General features: G+C 44.8%; 16 protein-coding genes. 7 read left to right on the top strand and 9 right to left on the bottom strand.

Annotation, left to right across the window (positions count from 1 at the left end):
• Positions 1 to 48: 48 nt before the first annotated feature.
• The 3 genes from B9T16_RS07350 to B9T16_RS07340 form a co-directional block, all read right to left on the bottom strand.
• Positions 49 to 321 (bottom strand): hypothetical protein, encoded by a 273-nt coding sequence (locus tag B9T16_RS07350; RefSeq protein ID WP_410244437.1) that lies wholly within the window; start codon positions 319 to 321, stop codon positions 49 to 51.
• A gap of 4 nt (positions 322 to 325) precedes the next feature.
• The gene (locus B9T16_RS07345) at positions 326 to 892 is read right to left on the bottom strand and encodes a DUF3177 family protein (RefSeq protein ID WP_006618039.1); all 567 of its coding nucleotides are present in this window, start codon (positions 890 to 892) and stop codon (positions 326 to 328) included.
• Between the two features lie 219 nt (positions 893 to 1111).
• On the bottom strand, positions 1112 to 1336 hold the full coding sequence (locus tag B9T16_RS07340) for a Calvin cycle protein CP12 (protein ID WP_006618038.1): 225 nt from the start codon (positions 1334 to 1336) through the stop codon (positions 1112 to 1114).
• Positions 1337 to 1570: 234 nt separating this feature from the next.
• Between B9T16_RS07340 and B9T16_RS07335 the strand changes: the two genes are divergently transcribed.
• The 4 genes from B9T16_RS07335 to B9T16_RS07320 are packed head-to-tail and all read left to right on the top strand — an operon-like array spanning position 1571 to position 5339.
• Positions 1571 to 2812, top strand: a complete 1242-nt coding sequence (locus tag B9T16_RS07335) for an FIST N-terminal domain-containing protein (RefSeq protein WP_006618037.1) — start codon at positions 1571 to 1573, stop codon at positions 2810 to 2812.
• A 17-nt stretch (positions 2813 to 2829) separates the two neighbouring features.
• Positions 2830 to 3618 (top strand): SDR family NAD(P)-dependent oxidoreductase, encoded by a 789-nt coding sequence (locus tag B9T16_RS07330; protein ID WP_006618036.1) that lies wholly within the window; start codon positions 2830 to 2832, stop codon positions 3616 to 3618.
• A 41-nt stretch (positions 3619 to 3659) separates the two neighbouring features.
• Positions 3660 to 4193 (top strand): photosystem II protein PsbQ, encoded by a 534-nt coding sequence (psbQ, locus tag B9T16_RS07325; protein WP_235181436.1) that lies wholly within the window; start codon positions 3660 to 3662, stop codon positions 4191 to 4193.
• 36 nt (positions 4194 to 4229) lie between these two features.
• A complete protein-coding gene (locus B9T16_RS07320) occupies positions 4230 to 5339 on the top strand; it encodes an NAD(P)/FAD-dependent oxidoreductase (RefSeq protein WP_014277341.1) in 1110 nt (369 codons plus the stop codon).
• Here the strand turns inward: B9T16_RS07320 and urtE are convergent.
• The 5 genes from urtE to urtA form a co-directional block, all read right to left on the bottom strand.
• Positions 5336 to 6037 carry an urea ABC transporter ATP-binding subunit UrtE gene (gene urtE / locus B9T16_RS07315; RefSeq protein WP_006618033.1) on the bottom strand — a complete coding sequence of 234 codons (702 nt, stop codon included), beginning with the start codon at positions 6035 to 6037 and terminating at the stop codon, positions 5336 to 5338. The two genes, B9T16_RS07320 and urtE, sit on opposite strands and share 4 nt — an antisense overlap.
• A gap of 56 nt (positions 6038 to 6093) precedes the next feature.
• Positions 6094 to 6831, bottom strand: a complete 738-nt coding sequence (gene urtD, locus B9T16_RS07310) for an urea ABC transporter ATP-binding protein UrtD (protein ID WP_006618032.1) — start codon at positions 6829 to 6831, stop codon at positions 6094 to 6096.
• A 25-nt stretch (positions 6832 to 6856) separates the two neighbouring features.
• Positions 6857 to 8020, bottom strand: coding sequence for an urea ABC transporter permease subunit UrtC (gene urtC, locus B9T16_RS07305; RefSeq protein WP_006618031.1), 1164 nt, complete (start codon positions 8018 to 8020; stop codon positions 6857 to 6859).
• A 72-nt stretch (positions 8021 to 8092) separates the two neighbouring features.
• Complete coding sequence (urtB, locus tag B9T16_RS07300) at positions 8093 to 9259, bottom strand: urea ABC transporter permease subunit UrtB (protein ID WP_006618030.1); 1167 nt, start codon at positions 9257 to 9259, stop codon at positions 8093 to 8095.
• A gap of 79 nt (positions 9260 to 9338) precedes the next feature.
• On the bottom strand, positions 9339 to 10643 hold the full coding sequence (gene urtA / locus B9T16_RS07295) for an urea ABC transporter substrate-binding protein (RefSeq protein WP_006618029.1): 1305 nt from the start codon (positions 10641 to 10643) through the stop codon (positions 9339 to 9341).
• 434 nt (positions 10644 to 11077) lie between these two features.
• Between urtA and B9T16_RS07290 the strand changes: the two genes are divergently transcribed.
• Both B9T16_RS07290 and B9T16_RS07285 read left to right on the top strand, forming a co-directional pair.
• Positions 11078 to 12415: a TRAP transporter large permease subunit gene (locus tag B9T16_RS07290; protein ID WP_006618028.1), complete on the top strand. Its 1338-nt coding sequence runs from the start codon at positions 11078 to 11080 to the stop codon at positions 12413 to 12415.
• Between the two features lie 49 nt (positions 12416 to 12464).
• Positions 12465 to 14327: a hypothetical protein gene (locus B9T16_RS07285; RefSeq protein WP_035735719.1), complete on the top strand. Its 1863-nt coding sequence runs from the start codon at positions 12465 to 12467 to the stop codon at positions 14325 to 14327.
• 93 nt (positions 14328 to 14420) lie between these two features.
• Here B9T16_RS07285 and B9T16_RS07280 read toward each other — a convergent pair whose 3' ends face one another.
• Positions 14421 to 15890 carry an alpha-amylase gene (locus B9T16_RS07280; RefSeq protein WP_006616192.1) on the bottom strand — a complete coding sequence of 490 codons (1470 nt, stop codon included), beginning with the start codon at positions 15888 to 15890 and terminating at the stop codon, positions 14421 to 14423.
• 247 nt (positions 15891 to 16137) lie between these two features.
• Here B9T16_RS07280 and B9T16_RS07275 point away from each other — a divergent pair.
• Positions 16138 to 16492, top strand: a 355-nt coding sequence (locus B9T16_RS07275) for an ATP-dependent metallopeptidase FtsH/Yme1/Tma family protein (protein WP_410244436.1), incomplete at its 3' end; no start/stop codon positions are given.

Raw genomic sequence — 16492 nt, 5'->3', positions numbered from 1 at the left:
TATAACAAGGTGATGGTGCGGGGTGATCATGGAAGTGGGAAAAAGTGGCTAGAGTAGGCTTTGCATTGTATCCCAAGTCAATCCTCGTTGAATATATTTAGGATTGGCGGGGTCATAGGGACTCAGGAGGCGATCTATCTCCAAAATTTGGGCATGGTCAGGTAAAACGGGAATATCAGGGTCAAAAGCAGTAGGTCGCATGAGAGAACTAGAAAAACCCTTAAAAATGGCAATTTCAKCTAATTCTCCGTCAACTGAGACCCGCACGAGCAAAACTTCCCCAGGATGGTTTTTGGTGTAATTTTCTAAGGTATCTTGCATGAGACTAATTTCCGGTAGCCGAACGTCCCTGTCTTCCGAGACGAATGACAACAAAATAGGCAAAACATCCGACATAAATTAAGAGGCCGACAATTGCCAAAAAGCCCAAAAATGGGGGATTCCAACCAGGATGAAAAATCTGTTTATACATCCAAGGGGGGTCAAGCCAAATTCTACAGCCGGGGTCAGCCAATAAATTCTCAGCGCTGAAAAAAGCGCAGCGAAGGGAAGGCAGAAAAATGAGGGCCCCGATCGCATTATAAACAGTAATCGCCCATCGCCAACTGGTGAGGGTCAATTTTAAGGGGGAAGGCTGCATATCCTCGATTTCTTCGTTGAGATCGACCCAAAACCATAAACTAACTGGGATGAGGATACGAGAAGCGATCGCACAAATAAAACCTATGGGGATAGCAGCGATCATCAGATAAAGGGTAATCATCAACAGACTAGCGACCCGCCAATAGATAATCAACAGGTGAGTGATAACCTCCAGCTTTTCCACCAGAGCCCAAATAAGTAAAATTAGGGGAAGGATAACCGTAAATATAACCGCGAGTCTGTAATCCATCCAAACCCAAGTCTCCAGACTTGACGGAGTAGCAGCTATGGATATGATGGGGTTTAACATTATATTTTGATAGAGAGTGCTGAGACCGTGCAGGAGCGACCCAAGACCATTTCGGTCAGTTTTCCCAAAACCGAAAAAATATGACCCATTATGGGTCAGGTATGCCCCCTAGCATGGCGATTTAGCCAAGGCTAGGGGAGTTAGGTAAACCAGGGGCAGTTAATCGTCGTAAAGCCGGCACTCTGCGGCTTCTGGGTTATTGTCACAATAAACCTCAAAAGAGCTTTTCTGGGGTTTTTGCTTTTTGTGAGCCGCCGCCGCCTGAACTTCTTCTACAGCATCCCAAGCCGCCGCGCACTCTGGGGAGGTTCCCCCTTGAGTATCGCAGACGTTACGGGCTTCTTCCCGTTCTTTTTCGATGATTTCGTTAATGTCGTTGTTCATATAACCTCTTGTCCAATCTTACAAATTTTACCAAAAGCCTGACCCAATCAACTATGATAGCAGGCAATGATTGAGATAGTTCCCTGCATCAGATAAATTTAGGCTGCCCATAGTTTGTAATAGATCACTCGAAAGCGTCAACCCAAAATCGGAAGTAATCTTTTAATATTTCTCGTAACCCACCATAAATCAAGTGATAGCAACTTTAGGATAATGATAAATACAACAGGACCCATGGAGTGGGTCAGCGCGATTTCCACTCGTCCATCCTTGGAAGCAGCAGTGACGGAGGTAGTTAAAAAATGTCAAGAATCGCTGAAATCGTCGCCGGATCTAGGTTTGGTGTTTATATCTTCGGCGTTTAGCAGTGATTATCCCAGACTCATGCCATTATTAGCGGAACAGCTTTCGGTGCGGGTGCTAATTGGCTGTACAGGTGGCGGTATAGTTGGTATGCAGACGGAAACACAGGTAAAAGAAATCGAGGGTAAACCCGCATTAGGCTTATGTTTAGCCCATCTTCCGGGGGTTGATATTTGTCCTTTTCATCTAACTACCAATGATCTACCTGATTTAGATAACCCCCCAGAGGACTGGGTAGAATTGATTGGGGTTCATCCCCAAAATGACCCTCAATTTATTGTGTTGATTGACCCGTTTTATGGGAAGATTAATGATCTCCTACAAGGGTTAGATTATGCCTATCCAGAATCGCCGAAGGTGGGAGGATTAGCTAGTTCTGGGATGATGGGTCGGGCGACGGCTGTATTTTGTAAGGGCGAGATGTACTCTGCTGAAGCTGTGGGAGTGGCCTTAACGGGAAATATTGTCTTAGAAACTATTGTGGCTCAGGGATGTCGTCCCATTGGGGAGCCTTATCGGGTGAGTGAAGGGGAAAGAAATATTATCTTAACGGTGCAGAAATGTTCGGAAACTGATGGTCTGAATATTAACTGTGGCGACGAAGTCGCGCCTTTAGAAGCACTACAGGAATTGATCGCGGAACTGGGGGAAGAAGACCGACAACTGGCTCAAAATTCGTTGTTTGTGGGTGTGGCGCGCGATGAGTTTAAAGCCAATTTAGAATCGGGGGATTTTTTAATTCGTAATTTGATGGGAGTTGACCCCAGAGTGGGGGCTATGGCTATAGGCGATCGCGTTAGACCAGGACAACGCATTCAGTTTCATTTGCGCGATAGTCGCACTTCTGCGGAAGACTTGAAAGGGTTACTAACTCGCCACCAGAAGCTGACAGAAGCTACTACAGAAGTAGCTAAGGAAGGGGCGCTGATGTTTTCCTGTTTGGGACGGGGAGAAAATCTTTATGGCCAGCCAGATTTTGACTCGAATCTATTTCGGGAGTATTTTAAAATACCCCTAACGGGATTTTTCTGTAATGGTGAAATCGGACCCGTGGGAAATGCTACATTTTTGCATGGGTATACTTGTGTTTTTGGCATTTTGCGCCAACGGTAATATTTTGAGATCACATCATGCAAATCAAAAAAGCGTTAGTAACTGGGGCTTCCTATGGTATTGGGGAAGAGTTTGCTAGACAAATAGCCCGCCAAAATAGCGATCTGGTTTTGGTAGCCCGATCGCAAGATAAACTGGAAAAGTTAGCCGGGGAGTTACAATCCCAATACGGGGTAAAAGTCCAGGTAATCAGCCAAGACCTGACGGAAGCGGGCGCGGGACAGGTAATCTTTGACCAGGTGGAGGGGGGACCGGAGACGGTGGATCTGTTGGTGAATAATGCGGGGTTTGGGGACTATGGACCTTTGGATGAGCGATCGCTCACTAAACAATTGGCAATGGTGCAACTCAATGTTACGGTCCTGGTAGAGTTGACCCATCTATTCCTGGGGGTGATGAAAGCCCGCAGCTTTGGGGCGATCGTCAATGTATCATCGATCGCCGGATATCAAGCCCTACCCTATATGTCTGTATACTCTGCCACGAAAGCCTTTGTGGTCAACTTTAGTCAGGCTATATGGGCAGAAAATCAAGATACAGGGGTACGGATTTTATGCCTGTGTCCTGGCCCGACAGAATCGAATTTTTTTGAAAATGCCGAATTTCCCCAGTCCATGAAAGGCTCTGGTAACAATTATGCCAGCGCCGCCGAAGTGGTGAAGGAAACCCTCTCTACCTTAGACAAAAAAGACTCTACCCTAGTGACGGGAGGTATCCCTAATCAGATTATTGTCAACTTACCACGGTTAATGCCCAGAGATACCATAGCCAGTTTGGTAGAAAAGCAATTCCGACCCAAAGGGTAGCTTTCCCTTCTGTTTAGCCTAATTTATCAATTCAATAAGCTGTGGTAGATGTTTTCTGCAACAATGGTTTGTTAAACCGTTTGCGCTTTGTGCAAATCGGAGCAGATTTCAAAAAAACAATTTTGGTTATGAAGCGTTATCGTTCAATTTTGGCTTGTGTTTTGGCATTTGTAACCGCCTTCGTGGTAGGTTGCAGTTCTCCCGTGGCGGTGGAACCTCCCAGCTATAGCAGTATTCAGCTTGAAAAAATCCAGGAGTATAAGTCTAATATCGCGGCTATACGCGATCGCTCCACCACAGAACTGGTTAGTTATATCCAAAAGGGTGACTGGATCAATATCGATAATTTTGCCCACGGTCCCTTTGGTACTGTACTTCAGGAAATGAACTATGTAGTTCGGAACCTACTTCCCAATGAACAACCAGAAGCCCGCAAATTGTCCCGCGAGGTGTTTGAGCATTTACAGGATATGAGTGAGGCGGCGGCTAAAGCCGATCGCCAACAGGCGGCTATCAGCTATCAGGAAGCCCTGAAAGACCTAGATTTGTTTTTGAGCAAATTTCCCCAAGTTTAGGGAATAGGCAGTTAGGGAAGGCGAGGCGCGTGGCTTATGACTAGGGTTGTGATTGTCGGGTGTGGCATTATCGGGGCGGCGATCGCCTACGAACTTAGTCTGGTGTCGGGGTTAACCGTCACGGTGGTAGATCGTCATCCACCCGCTACCCAGTCAACCGCCGCCGCTTTGGGGGTATTAATGGGGGTCATTAGTCACAAAACCAAGGGGCGGGCTTGGGCTTTACGGCGCGAGAGTATGGCACGCTATGAAACCCTAATTCCTGAATTGGAAGCCTGTAATGGGTATGCCATTCCTTTTAACCGCCAAGGGATTTTGATGTTAGGGTTTGAGGGGGAAAATTGGCATCGTTGGCAGGAATTAGCTACTATCCGCCGTGAACAAGGTTTTCACCTGGAGTTAATGGATCAGCCAACTGTGCGATCGCATTATCCCCAGATTAATTGTGAGCGAGTCACGGGGGCGATATATTCCCCAAGCGATCGTCAAGTGAACCCCACAACCATAACTAAAGCCCTAGTAGCCGCCGCCCAAAAAAATGGGGCTAAATTTAACTTTGGTGTTAATGTCGAGGGCTGGGAAATTACCCAGTTGGGTCATGGTCAGAAACTCTGTCAGCGCCTAAATACTGCCTCTGGAAGCCTTCCGGCTGACTGGGTGGTGGTGGCAGCGGGTTTGGGGAGTACACCCCTACTCCAGAGCCAATCTATGCCCTCTGGGGTAACAATTAAACCCGTCCTCGGACAAGCCCTCAAATTGCGCTGTGGTGAACCTTTGGGGGGTAATCATCCCCAACCTGTGATTACTGGGGATGATGTGCATATTGTACCTTTGGGGGGTGCTGAATATTGGGTGGGTGCAACGGTGGAATTTCCAGACCCCAGCGGGGAAGTCCAAGGGCAACCACAACAACTTGATTCTATTCTCCAAGGGGCGATCGCTATTTGTCCCGCCCTCGCCCAAGGGGAAATTATCCACCAATGGCATGGGTTAAGGCCTCGTCCAGAAGGTAGACCCGCCCCGGTTATCGGTCCTTTGGCGGGTTTTGCTAATGTCCTACTCGCTACGGGACACTACCGCAACGGGGTGTTATTAGCCCCAGCAACCGCCTTAGAAATACGTCAGATGATTAGTGGTAGCATTTAGACCGCCAAAAACTCTTTAATGACTTCCCGACTGAGATCTTCAGTTAAGCCAGAGGCAACTATTCCGCCTTTTTGCATGGCATAATAGCGATCGGCTTGGCGGACAAAGTGTAAATGCTGTTCCACCAATAACACAGAAATTCCCCTAGTTTCAATAATCCGCCGCACCGCTGCTTCAATTTCTAGGATAATTGAAGGTTGAATGCCCTCTGTGGGTTCATCTAAGACTAATAGACGCGGCTTTCCCATTAACGCCCTGGCGATCGCTAATTGTTGCTGCTGACCACCGCTAAGGTCTCCCCCCATACGAGACAGCATAGTTTTTAACACTGGGAATAAATCAAAAATATCCTCTGGTATTTCTCTTTTACCTCTCCCGGCTTTACCAGAGGCTTCCAAGCCTAACAGGAGATTTTCCTGCACCGTGACGCGGGGGATAATTTCTCGCCCTTGGGGAACATAACCAATGCCTAATTTAGCCCGTTTGTGGGTGGGAATTTGGGTAATGGGAACATCCGCAAATTTCACCTGTCCGGTGCGAGGTTTGAGTAGTCCCATGATGGTTTTTAATAACGTGGTTTTTCCCACACCATTACGACCAATTAGACAAACCATCTCCCCCACCGGAACACTTAAATCAACATCCCGTAAAATGTGGCTTTCTCCGTAATAAACATTCACACCAGAAACCTGTAACATGAGGTTTGATGGGATGATATGGGGTTGGATATCGGCTTGAGTTGATGTCATTTTACTTACTCCTCCTTTCCTAAATAAACCTCAATCACTCTGGGGTCATTTTGCACCTGATCCATATTTCCCTCAAACAAAACTGAGCCCTGGTGTAATACTGTCACCTGACGCGCTATTTGTCGGACAAATTCCATGTCATGTTCAATCACAATAATTGAGTGACTTTCCGCTAAGGCTAACAATAAATTACCGACGTTTTCCGTTTCCTCATCAGTTAGTCCCGCCACGGGTTCATCAACTAATAATAAATCGGGGGACTGCGCCACTAGCATACCAATTTCTAGGCGCTGCTTTTCACCGTGGGCTAAAAATTCGGCTTTTAATTCGGCTTTGGCTGCTAAACCCACCGTTTCCAACAGTCCCGCCACGGTTCGTTTTTCTCCAGAAATAGGGCGACGAAATAGGGTAGGAAACACATTTTTATTTTGATTAACCACCAGATCCAAGTTTTCGGCTACGGTCAAATTTAGATAAACTCTGGGAGTCTGAAACTTGCGACCAATTCCTAGCCGAGCGATTTTATATTCCGGGATATTGCCTAAATTCCGACCCTTAAATATAACTTGTCCTTGGGTAGGTTGCACTTTTCCGGTGATGGTATCTAAAAAGGTAGTTTTTCCCGCACCATTAGGGCCGATAATTACCCGCAATTCCCCAGTTTTCATGCTAAAGTTAAGGTTATTGAGGGCTTTAAAACCATCAAAATTTACGGTAACATTTTCGATTTCTAAGATATTCATGACCAGTCAATTAATCAACTCAATATTAACTCTCAAGTTCTTCGCGTTCTAATTGCAATTCGGGGTCTTCTTCTAGTTGAGGATAGGTCATGATAGGCTGTCGTAAACCTAAGAGCGATCGCATATATTCCCAACCATCTGTTCGTAACCATCCCACTATACCACTAGGGAGAACTGTCACCACAATTAAGAATAATGCCCCTTGAAAAAATAGCCAAACTTGGGGGAATTGTTCACTGAGGAAGGTTTGACCGAGGCGCACTAATACAGTTCCCAAAATCGCCCCAACCAGGGTAGCCCTACCGCCAACGGCTACCCAAATCACCATTTCAATAGAAAAGGCTACCTCCATAAAACTAGGGGTGATAATACCACTTTGAACAGTATATAATGCTCCAGAAATTCCGGCGATCGCCCCCGAAATCGCAAAGACCAAAACCTTAAACCCGGTGGGGTCATAGCCAGAAAATCTCACCCGATTTTCATCGTCTCGAATGGCTACTAATAAACGCCCAAACCTCCCACTGGTCAGCCACCGACACAGTAAATAAATTAAGATCATCAACAGAATCGACAATTCATAAAATACCAGTTGGGCGGCGGGGGAACCCGCCTGAGTCCCAAAAATCATAGTGGTATCTGTTTTGAGTCCATTGGTGCCGTTAATATATTTTTGTTGACCGTTAAACAGATGAAAAAATACCAGCAAAGCCGCCTGAGTGAGGATGGAAAAGTAAACCCCTTTAATGCGGTTACGAAATACCAAATATCCCAAGATTGCCGCCACGATACCGGGAATTAAAAAGATGGCAACTAGGGTAAACGGAAACGAATAAAATGGTTCCCAAAACCAGGGAAGGTTTTCGACTCCATACAGCATAAAAAAGTCGGGAATTTGACCTTCTGGAAGCTGTAACTGTAAATACATGGCTAGGGCGTATCCTCCCAGGCTAAAAAAGATGCCATGTCCTAAACTTAGCAGTCCTGTATATCCCCAGATTAAATCAATCCCGAGGGCGACAATACATAGGGATAAGAAACGCCCCAATAGCTTTAATCTGAAGACTGGCAAAGCTAAAGGCATAATCACACCTAAAATAATGGCGATCGCTATAATTACCCCAATTTCAATGAGTCGCTGTTGTTGCTTCTGTTTTTGTTGGGCGATCCTACCGATTTCCTGATTCATATATATGACCCAATTAACCTTAATTAACCATGGGAAAAATGTTGATTGTTTCGAGGTTTATCAAATCCCCATCTACAACTCAGCAGTTCTGCCTTTAGGCGGGAAAATGCCAGCAGGTTTAATTTGCAAAAAGGCAATAATTAGCGCAAAGACTAACACCTTAGACATACTGGTTGTGGCAAAGAAACTCAAGAAATCGACCACAGGCTGTAGAACATCCACAGAGGATAATAAGAACGCCAATGTTCCCGAACCAATCAAATAAATTAAGCTGCCTATAGCTAAAGCGGCTAACACCGTCCCCAGCAAATTTCCCACCCCACCAACTACCACGACCATAAAGGTATCAACGATATAATTTTGTCCGGTATTCGGTCCGACTGAACCCAATAAAGTAATCGCACAACCTGCCACCCCAGCCAGTCCCGAACCCATAGCAAATGTCAAAGCATCAACCTGGTCTGTAGGGATACCCAAACAAGCACTCATTTGGCGATTTTGAGTTACTGACCTAATCCTTAAACCCCAATTAGAGCGATTAAGAAATAGGTAAATCAACCCCAAACATACCAACCCCAGAATAATAATAAATACCCGCGCATAAGGAACTTGAAAATTCCCTAGGGCGAACCCTCCTCGTAACCAAGCGGGGGCGGTCACATCGACATTTCGGGCGCTAAACCAGGGTCTGGTCAAAACTTGCCCTGCTAAGTTACCCATCAGAATACTAGCAGTTGTAGAAATTCCGATAGATAAGACTAACAAAACTGCCCTCGCCCACTTGCGAATTTTCTCCCAGTCCTGGCGACGCTTAACGAAGAATAAGCCCCCAAAAAACAAGAGGCAAAATAAGCCCAAACCAATTACCATTTGCCAGTTGACACTACGGACAAATTGGCGTAAAATTAGACTAACCCCCCAGGTGGCTAATAAGGTTTCTAAGGGTCGCCCATATAGGTATCGAATCACGCCTCTTTCTAATAATAATCCGACTAAAGCGGCGACAATGAAGGCAACGGGAATAGCCAAGAATATATAGAAATTAAACAGGGGTTCTCCCAGGGGTCTAAACATATTCTGCACGACAAAGGTGGCATAAGCACCCAGCATCATTAACTCCCCGTGGGCGAGATTAATTACCCCCATTAATCCAAAGGTGATTGAGAGTCCTAAAGCGGCGAGGAGTAAGACGGAACCGATACTGATGCCATTAAAAAAAGCGATCGCAAGTTCTTGCATTTTTCAAGATTTAAATAACATAGATTCAGGCTATTTAAGAAAGGGCAACCCTTCCGAGTTGCCCCTAATTTGGGAAGGTTTAAACCCCTTCCATTCGGAATCTTTCACCACGGGCGGGGTCAGTCCAATCGCAGGCATAACCCCTGGTGCTAGGAACATACTGATTCCAGGCTAATGGTTCAACCGGACCATCAGAAGACCAGATAATATCAAATAAACCATCATCACGGACTTGACCAATTCTCACAGTCTTAGATAAGTGATGATTAGGATTAATAGTTACTAACCCATGGGGGGCTTGTAATTGCTGACCTATTGCCGCCGCCCTAACGGCTTCTAAATCGTCCGCTGTCCCCGCTTGTTCAACTGCTTGTTTCCACAGATAAACCATAGTATAAGCAGCCTCCATGGGGTCATTAGTAACCCGGTCTTGACCATGTTTAGCCTTAAATGCCTCCACCCAAGTCTGATTTTCTGGGGTCTCTACAGTTTGAAAATAGTTCCAAGAGGCATAATGTCCAATTAGGAACTCTCGGCCGATTTGTTGCACTTCCTCTTCAGCGATACTCACGGACATGACCGGGTATAAATCCGGTGTTAATCCTGAACCCTGTAGCTGTTTAAAGAAAGCGACATTACTATCACCATTTAGGCTATTAAAAATCACGCCTCCGTTGGGCAATGCCTGCCTAATCTTGGTAATAATTCCGGTAACTTCTGTATTTCCTAAAGGTAGATAATCTTCGTCTACGGTAGTGCCACCTTTAGCCCTAAGCTGTTCTTTAATGATGGTGTTTGCTGTGCGGGGGAACACATAGTCAGACCCGACCAAAAAGAACTCTCGACCTTTATTTTCTAATAGCCAATCGACGGCTGGTTCGATTTGTTGATTGGGTGCAGCCCCAGTGTAAAAAATATTCCGAGAACATTCCTGCCCTTCGTATTGCACGGGATACCATAACATATGGTTTCGGGATTCAAACACATCTTTAACTGCTTTCCGACTGGCAGAAGTCCAGCAACCAAAAACGGTAACCACTTGGTCTTGGTCAATGAGTTTTTCGGCCTTTTCGGCAAAGGTCGGCCAGTCAGAAGCGCCATCTTCAACTACTGCTTCAATCTGTTTTCCTAACACTCCTCCGGCTGCATTTATTTCAGCGATCGCCATTTGTTCGGCTTCCACAACCGTGGTTTCACTAATTGCCATAGTTCCACTTAAAGAGTGGAGAATACCGACCTTAATCGTATCGCCGCTGCCACTTCCAGGAGTCCCAGTTGTGGCATCTTCCGAGGGGGAACCACAGGCTTTTAATAGTACACTAGCACCCAAGGTAGCCGACCCATACAATAAAAACTTGCGTCGCCCTAATCTTCTGTTTATCATATCAATTTTACCAGTTGTAACGGGAACTAATCGAAGCAGGAAATTATCACAAGTTTGACAATTTCTTTTTAATTACTAGCCAATTTCCGAGAGTTGATGCTACTTGAGTAAATTTAAGACCAATTACATACCACCAAGGTTAGTTTTACCATGGATAAATCTACTCAAGCCCATAGACTTAATTAAGCATTTACCCTTAGCTAACTTGGTGAGAGAGAAATGGTCTTAACTTTTAGTTAACTTTAAGGCTAGTGGTGTATCCTAGGCTAAGTCAACCCCAAAAAATGTAGCTATTAATACAGTTTTCCGGTCAAAAGTGAGCATTGGGGGCTAATCATCAGTTATGGAGGTTAATAACTATATGTGACCTGAATATGATATCATAGAAAAATTTTGTTTCTGGTTGTGGAAATTTTAAGCTAAACAGCGATCGCATGAATTTTGAATGGTTGAGTATTGCCATGTTTATCGTGGCTTTAATAGTGTTAGCATTAGGCTATCCAGTGGCTTTTTCCTTGGGTGGTGTCGCCCTAATTTTCACCCTAATTGGCATAATTTTCGGAGTATTTGATCCCATTTTATGGTCAGCCATGCCACAGCAGATATTTGGGATTATGAACAATTTTACACTGCTGGCAATTCCCTATTTTATTTTCCTAGGTTCAATGCTAGAAAAAACTGGCATAGCCGAAAACCTGTTAGAAACCATGGGAATATTATTCGGAAGAATGCGGGGAGGATTAGCGATCGCCGTTATCATAGTAGGGGGACTTCTAGCCGCCACCACCGGAGTAGTCGCCGCCACCGTCATAGCTATGGGTTTAATTTCCCTGCCCACCATGCTACGCTACAGCTATAATAAAAGACTCGCCACCGGAGTAATTGTAGCATCAGGAACCCTAGGGCAAATTATCCCGCCCAGTGTAGTTTTAGTAGTCTTAGGAGATCAACTAGGAGTTTCCGTCGGCAACCTATTTATTGCCTCAGTAATTCCCGGACTATTAATGACTACCGCCTTTATTATTCATGTGGCGATCGCCTCCTGGTTACGCCCTGATATCGCCCCCGCCTTACCCACAGAAGTCCTCACAGCACCCGGTCTCAAACAGCGAGTCATCAAAGTATTAATTCCGCCCATATTACTGATTTTGTTAATCTTGGGAAGTATATTTTTTGGCATAGCCACACCCACAGAAGCCGGAGCCGTGGGATGTGTAGGATCAATTATCCTAGCCGCTTTTAACCGTCAACTGACCAAGGATAACCTATATCGCGCCTGTGATGCCACCCTACGAACCACCAGTATGGTAATATTTATCCTGATAGGTTCACGAGCTTTTAGTTTAGTGTTTCGGGGACTAGGGGGAGATAACATAGTTAAAGATATGTTTCTCAATCTTCCTGGCGGTCAAATCGGCTTTTTGATCATCTCAATGTTAATCGTATTTCTGTTGGGATTTTTTATCGATTTTTTCGAGATAGTCTTTATTGTAGTTCCCCTTTTACTGCCCATTGCTCAAAGCTATAATATGGATTTAGTCTGGTTTGGGGTAGTATTAGGCGCTAATTTACAAACATCCTTCCTCACCCCTCCCTTTGGCTTTGCCCTATTCTACCTACGGGGTGTGGCTCCTGCGTCTATCAGCACCGAAGACATTTATCACGGTGTGATTCCATTCATCACCCTACAGCTTATCGTTTTAGGGTTGATAGTCGTCTTTCCCTCCCTGGTCAACTTTTTGCCAGATCTCGCTCAGAACATCGGCCGTTAGAATACATATAGTTAGCAAAATTCCTTATTTGTGCAATTAGATAATCATTATGGCGAAACCCACTCAGGAACAGTTACAACAAGAACTCGAGCAAACTAAATCCGAATTGCGTGATGTTTGGGAGGAATTAGAACGAGTCCAGTCTCAGTTTGAACAGGTATCCGGGGAACTCCAACAGGCTCAGACCCAAATTCCACAGCAGGAAACAGCCTCTGATACTAACTGTCAACAGGAATTAGAAGCGCTCCGGTCTCAGTTAAATCAGGTTTTGGCGGAATTGGAGCAGGCTAAGACTCAAATTCACCAGCAGGAAGCGGAAAAAGCACAACTGGAGTCCCTACAACAAGATCTACAGACTACTCAAGATAGTTTGAACACGACTCGCACCCAGTTAGACCAGGTTCAGGCTCAAATTCAGCAGGGGGAAACGGACAAGGCGGAACTGGAGTCGGTCAAACAGCAGTTACAGGAAGCTCAAGCCAAGCTAACTAGCACTACTGAGGAGTTAGAAAAGGCTAAGACTCAAATTCAGGAGGCACAAGGGTCAAAAGCACAACTGGAGTCGGTCAAACAGCAGTTACAGGAAACTCAAGCCAAGCTAACTAGCACTACTGAGGAGTTAGAAAAGGTCAACTGTCAGTTTGATGAGGTATTGGGGGAACTTGAGGAAACTCATTTTAAGTTACATCAAATTCAGCAGGAAACAGCCTCGGATACGGAGAGCAAGCAAGAATTGGAACGGGAGCTCAATTCTCAGTTAAATCAGGTTTTGGGGGAATTGGAACAGGCTAAGACTCAAATTCAGGAGGCGCAAGGGTCAAAAGCACAACTGGAGTCGGTCAAACAGCAGTTACAGGAAACTCAAGCCAAGCTAACTAGCACTACTGAGGAGCTAGAAAAGGCTAAGGCTCAAATTCAGCAGCAGGAAGCAGATAAAGCGGAACTGGAGTCGCTACAAAAAGAGTTACAGACTATTCAAGGTCAGCTAACCAGCGCCACTGAACAGTTAGACCTGCTTCAGTGTCAGTTTGATGAGGTATTGGGGGAACTGGAACAGGCTCATATTCAGGCTCAACAGGCGCAACAGGAAAAAGCACAACTGGAGTCTGTTCAACAGGAGTTACAGGAAACTAAAGAGAAATTTACGAGCATTCAGCAGGAGTTACAGCAGGGTCAGTTGAAGTTTGATGAGGTATTGGAGGAACTAGAAAAGGCTCATATTCAGGTTCAACAGGCGCAAGGGTCAAAAGCACAACTGGGGTCTGTCCAACAGGAGTTACAGGAAACTAAAGACAAGCTGAATAATAAGACTGAGGAGTTGAAACAGGCTCAGTTTATGCAAAAAGAAGCGGCTGAGGAAGTTGATAAGACTAAGGCTCAGTTACACGAGGCGCGACAAAATCTGCAAACACTGCGATCGCAAAAAGAGGAGACGGAGGGACTTTTGCAGAAGTGTCACGCTCAACTTCAGGAAACTATGGAGGTATTAGAGTCCTCCCACAGTCAACACAAACAGACTCAAGGGGAATTGGAACAATTGCGATCGCAAAAAGAGGAGACGGAGGGACTTTTGCAGAAGTGTCACGCTCAACTTCAGGAAACTATGGAGGTATTAGAGTCCTCCCATAGTAAATACAAACAGACTCAAGAGGAATTGGAACAATTGCGATCGCAAAAAGAGGAGACGGAGGGACTTTTAGAGAAGTGTCACGCTCAACTTCAGGAAACCATGCAGGTATTAGAGTCCTCCCATAGTAAATACAAACAGACTCAAGAGGAGTTGGAACAATTGCGATCGCAACTACAAGAAAAGGAACAGGAATTCACAAATTATCCGGTTCAAGCCTCACCAGTTCCAGCTTCCCCCCCAGCACCTGTAGCAGTAGCAGCAATGGAGTGGGAAACCTTTTAACTAACATTATAGCATCTGCCAGGACTATATTGGGGGCTACCAAATATCCTGGCGGGTTCCGAGTTAATTTAAGTCATCAGAAATCAGTTATTCCTATTCCTGTACCCAAACAGATACAGAACCCCCGTCACAGGAAAAGTGACCCCATCCCCATTCATTGGTATAAACAGGTTCTTTGATGTGTTCTGTCAGGTCAATAAATTTAGCATTAGGTTTACCAACTTCCATCCATTTTTGACCAGGAATGTTATCACTCATAATCACAGCTATACCTTGGGGGTGTTCTTCATCACCTAAACGAGTCCAACCGATGACATTGTAGTTGTCGAAGTAATCGTATTGTTCCCCGTAGGAGTAATTATGTCGCGCATATAATAACTTATCAATTATCCAACGGTGGGAGGGTAAAACAATTTTATAACTGTTACCATCTCTGCCATAATCTTCGTATTCTGCGCCATAATAGTCAGCATAGAAAATACAGGGATAACCTTCTCGTCGCAGCAGAATAATCGCATAAGCCAACGGTTTAAACCAAGGTTCAACGGGTGCTTCTAAGGATTGTAAAGGTTGAGAATCATGATTTTCTACAAAGGTGACCGCATTAATGGGGCGTTCCTGCATAAAAGTGCGATCGAGAATAGTTCTCATGTCGAAGTTACCCCCCGACTTACTGGCATAATAAAACTTATAGTGTAGGGGAACATCAAACACAGACATTCGACCGCCAACTGTATCTACATACCAATGAAGAGTATCAAGGTCATTGTACCAATATTTACCTACCATAAACAAGTCTTTACCGACGTGATTTTCTAGGGTTTCTATCCATTGTGGGAAAAACCAAGCCGAAATATGTTTAATCGCATCAAGGCGGAAACCATTAACTCCTGTGGTATCCAGATACCATTTAGCCCAGTTAGTGATTTCGTCTCTAACTTCTCGATTTTGGAAATCGAGATCACAACCCATTAAATAGTTAAAATTCCCCTTTTCCAAGGACACATAATCATCAAAAACCTTACCTTCAAACAGATAAATGGTTGAGGAATCTTTAGTAAAGTCATCATAATCAACCGCATCAAAATGCCACCAATGCCATTGAAAATCAGAATGTTTGCCTTGACGACCAGGGAAAGTAAAATGAGTATAGGCTTTAATATCTCGCATTTCCCCAATTGGATGAATCCGATTATTCATAGCAAAAGGAGTAGCTTTAACCACCTCAGTTTCATCGCCTCCCATTCTATGATTAACTACAATATCAGCGTAAACTTGAATGCCAGCATTTTGGGCAGCATGAATGGCATCTAAATACTGTTGGCGATCGCCATATTTGGTTCTGACAGTTCCCTGTTGATCAAACTCCCCTAGATCATACAAATCATAAACACCATAGCCCACATCATATTTACCTTTCTTCCCTTTATAAGCTGGGGGAAGCCAGAGGGCGGTAATACCAGCATCGGCTAATTCTTGGGCGTTTTCTTTAAGTTGATTCCATAAAATCAAATCGGGATCGATGTACCAATGGAAGTATTGCATGATTACGCCATTAATCATCTAAATTTCTCCTGTCTGAGTCCCAAAAAATATATTTCAATTATAGGATGGTTTTCCGAAACCGATAAGAATACCAGACAAAGCGCCAAGTTCTAGGCTGGTGTCAGCACCGGGGAGAGAAGAACGTCCAACCCGATGACTTTCCCCTAATAATGGCTGAGGTGGGGGCGGCTAACATAATCTCAAGCTAAACTATACAGTAATGGTTAGATTAAAAGATACGGCAACAGCAAAGGTAAATGTGAATATGAAAAGTTCCTGGATCAGCAGATTGGGACAACCAGTTAAATCATCAGCCATGTCCAAAAAGCATTTGTGGCGGATTTTGGGGGGTTGGGTGATTTCCCAAAGTATCCTTTTGGGGACTCCAGCTTTGGCTAATCGTGATTCTGGGTCGATGAGTTATACAGACTTGTTGCAGAAAATCGAAGCGGGACAGGTCATCAGAATTCAAGAATACCCATCACGACAAGTTGCTAGAGTCACATTCACAGACGAAGCCAACGGACAACAGATTAGGTTTGTGGCACTATTTGACCATAACCCGGAACTGATGGCGGCGCTGCGGGAAAACCCGGTAGACTATGAGGTGAGACCTTCAG

Origin of the sequence: Arthrospira sp. PCC 8006 (genome assembly GCF_046480465.1) — a bacterium.
Classification (GTDB): domain Bacteria; phylum Cyanobacteriota; class Cyanobacteriia; order Cyanobacteriales; family Microcoleaceae; genus Limnospira; species Limnospira platensis.
This window is presented reverse-complemented; position numbering and strand designations above follow the sequence as displayed.

Bases quoted from the DNA above. Each gene is read 5' to 3' on its own strand.
- urtC (WP_006618031.1), bottom strand. From the start codon at position 8,020: ATGAATCAGGAAATCGGTAGGATCGCCCAACAAAAACAGAAGCAACAA.
- B9T16_RS07345 (WP_006618039.1), bottom strand. From the start codon at position 892: ATGGATTACAGACTCGCGGTTATATTTACGGTTATCCTTCCCCTAATT.
- urtE (WP_006618033.1), bottom strand. From the start codon at position 6,037: ATGTTACAGGTTTCTGGTGTGAATGTTTATTACGGAGAAAGCCACATT.
- B9T16_RS07330 (WP_006618036.1), top strand. From the start codon at position 2,830: ATGCAAATCAAAAAAGCGTTAGTAACTGGGGCTTCCTATGGTATTGGG.
- B9T16_RS07340 (WP_006618038.1), bottom strand. From the start codon at position 1,336: ATGAACAACGACATTAACGAAATCATCGAAAAAGAACGGGAAGAAGCC.
- B9T16_RS07285 (WP_035735719.1), top strand. From the start codon at position 12,465: ATGGCGAAACCCACTCAGGAACAGTTACAACAAGAACTCGAGCAAACT.
- urtA (WP_006618029.1), bottom strand. From the start codon at position 10,643: ATGATAAACAGAAGATTAGGGCGACGCAAGTTTTTATTGTATGGGTCG.
- B9T16_RS07280 (WP_006616192.1), bottom strand. From the start codon at position 15,890: ATGATTAATGGCGTAATCATGCAATACTTCCATTGGTACATCGATCCC.
- B9T16_RS07320 (WP_014277341.1), top strand. From the start codon at position 4,230: ATGACTAGGGTTGTGATTGTCGGGTGTGGCATTATCGGGGCGGCGATC.
- B9T16_RS07290 (WP_006618028.1), top strand. From the start codon at position 11,078: ATGAATTTTGAATGGTTGAGTATTGCCATGTTTATCGTGGCTTTAATA.
- urtD (WP_006618032.1), bottom strand. From the start codon at position 6,831: ATGAATATCTTAGAAATCGAAAATGTTACCGTAAATTTTGATGGTTTT.
- B9T16_RS07335 (WP_006618037.1), top strand. From the start codon at position 1,571: ATGGAGTGGGTCAGCGCGATTTCCACTCGTCCATCCTTGGAAGCAGCA.
- urtB (WP_006618030.1), bottom strand. From the start codon at position 9,259: ATGCAAGAACTTGCGATCGCTTTTTTTAATGGCATCAGTATCGGTTCC.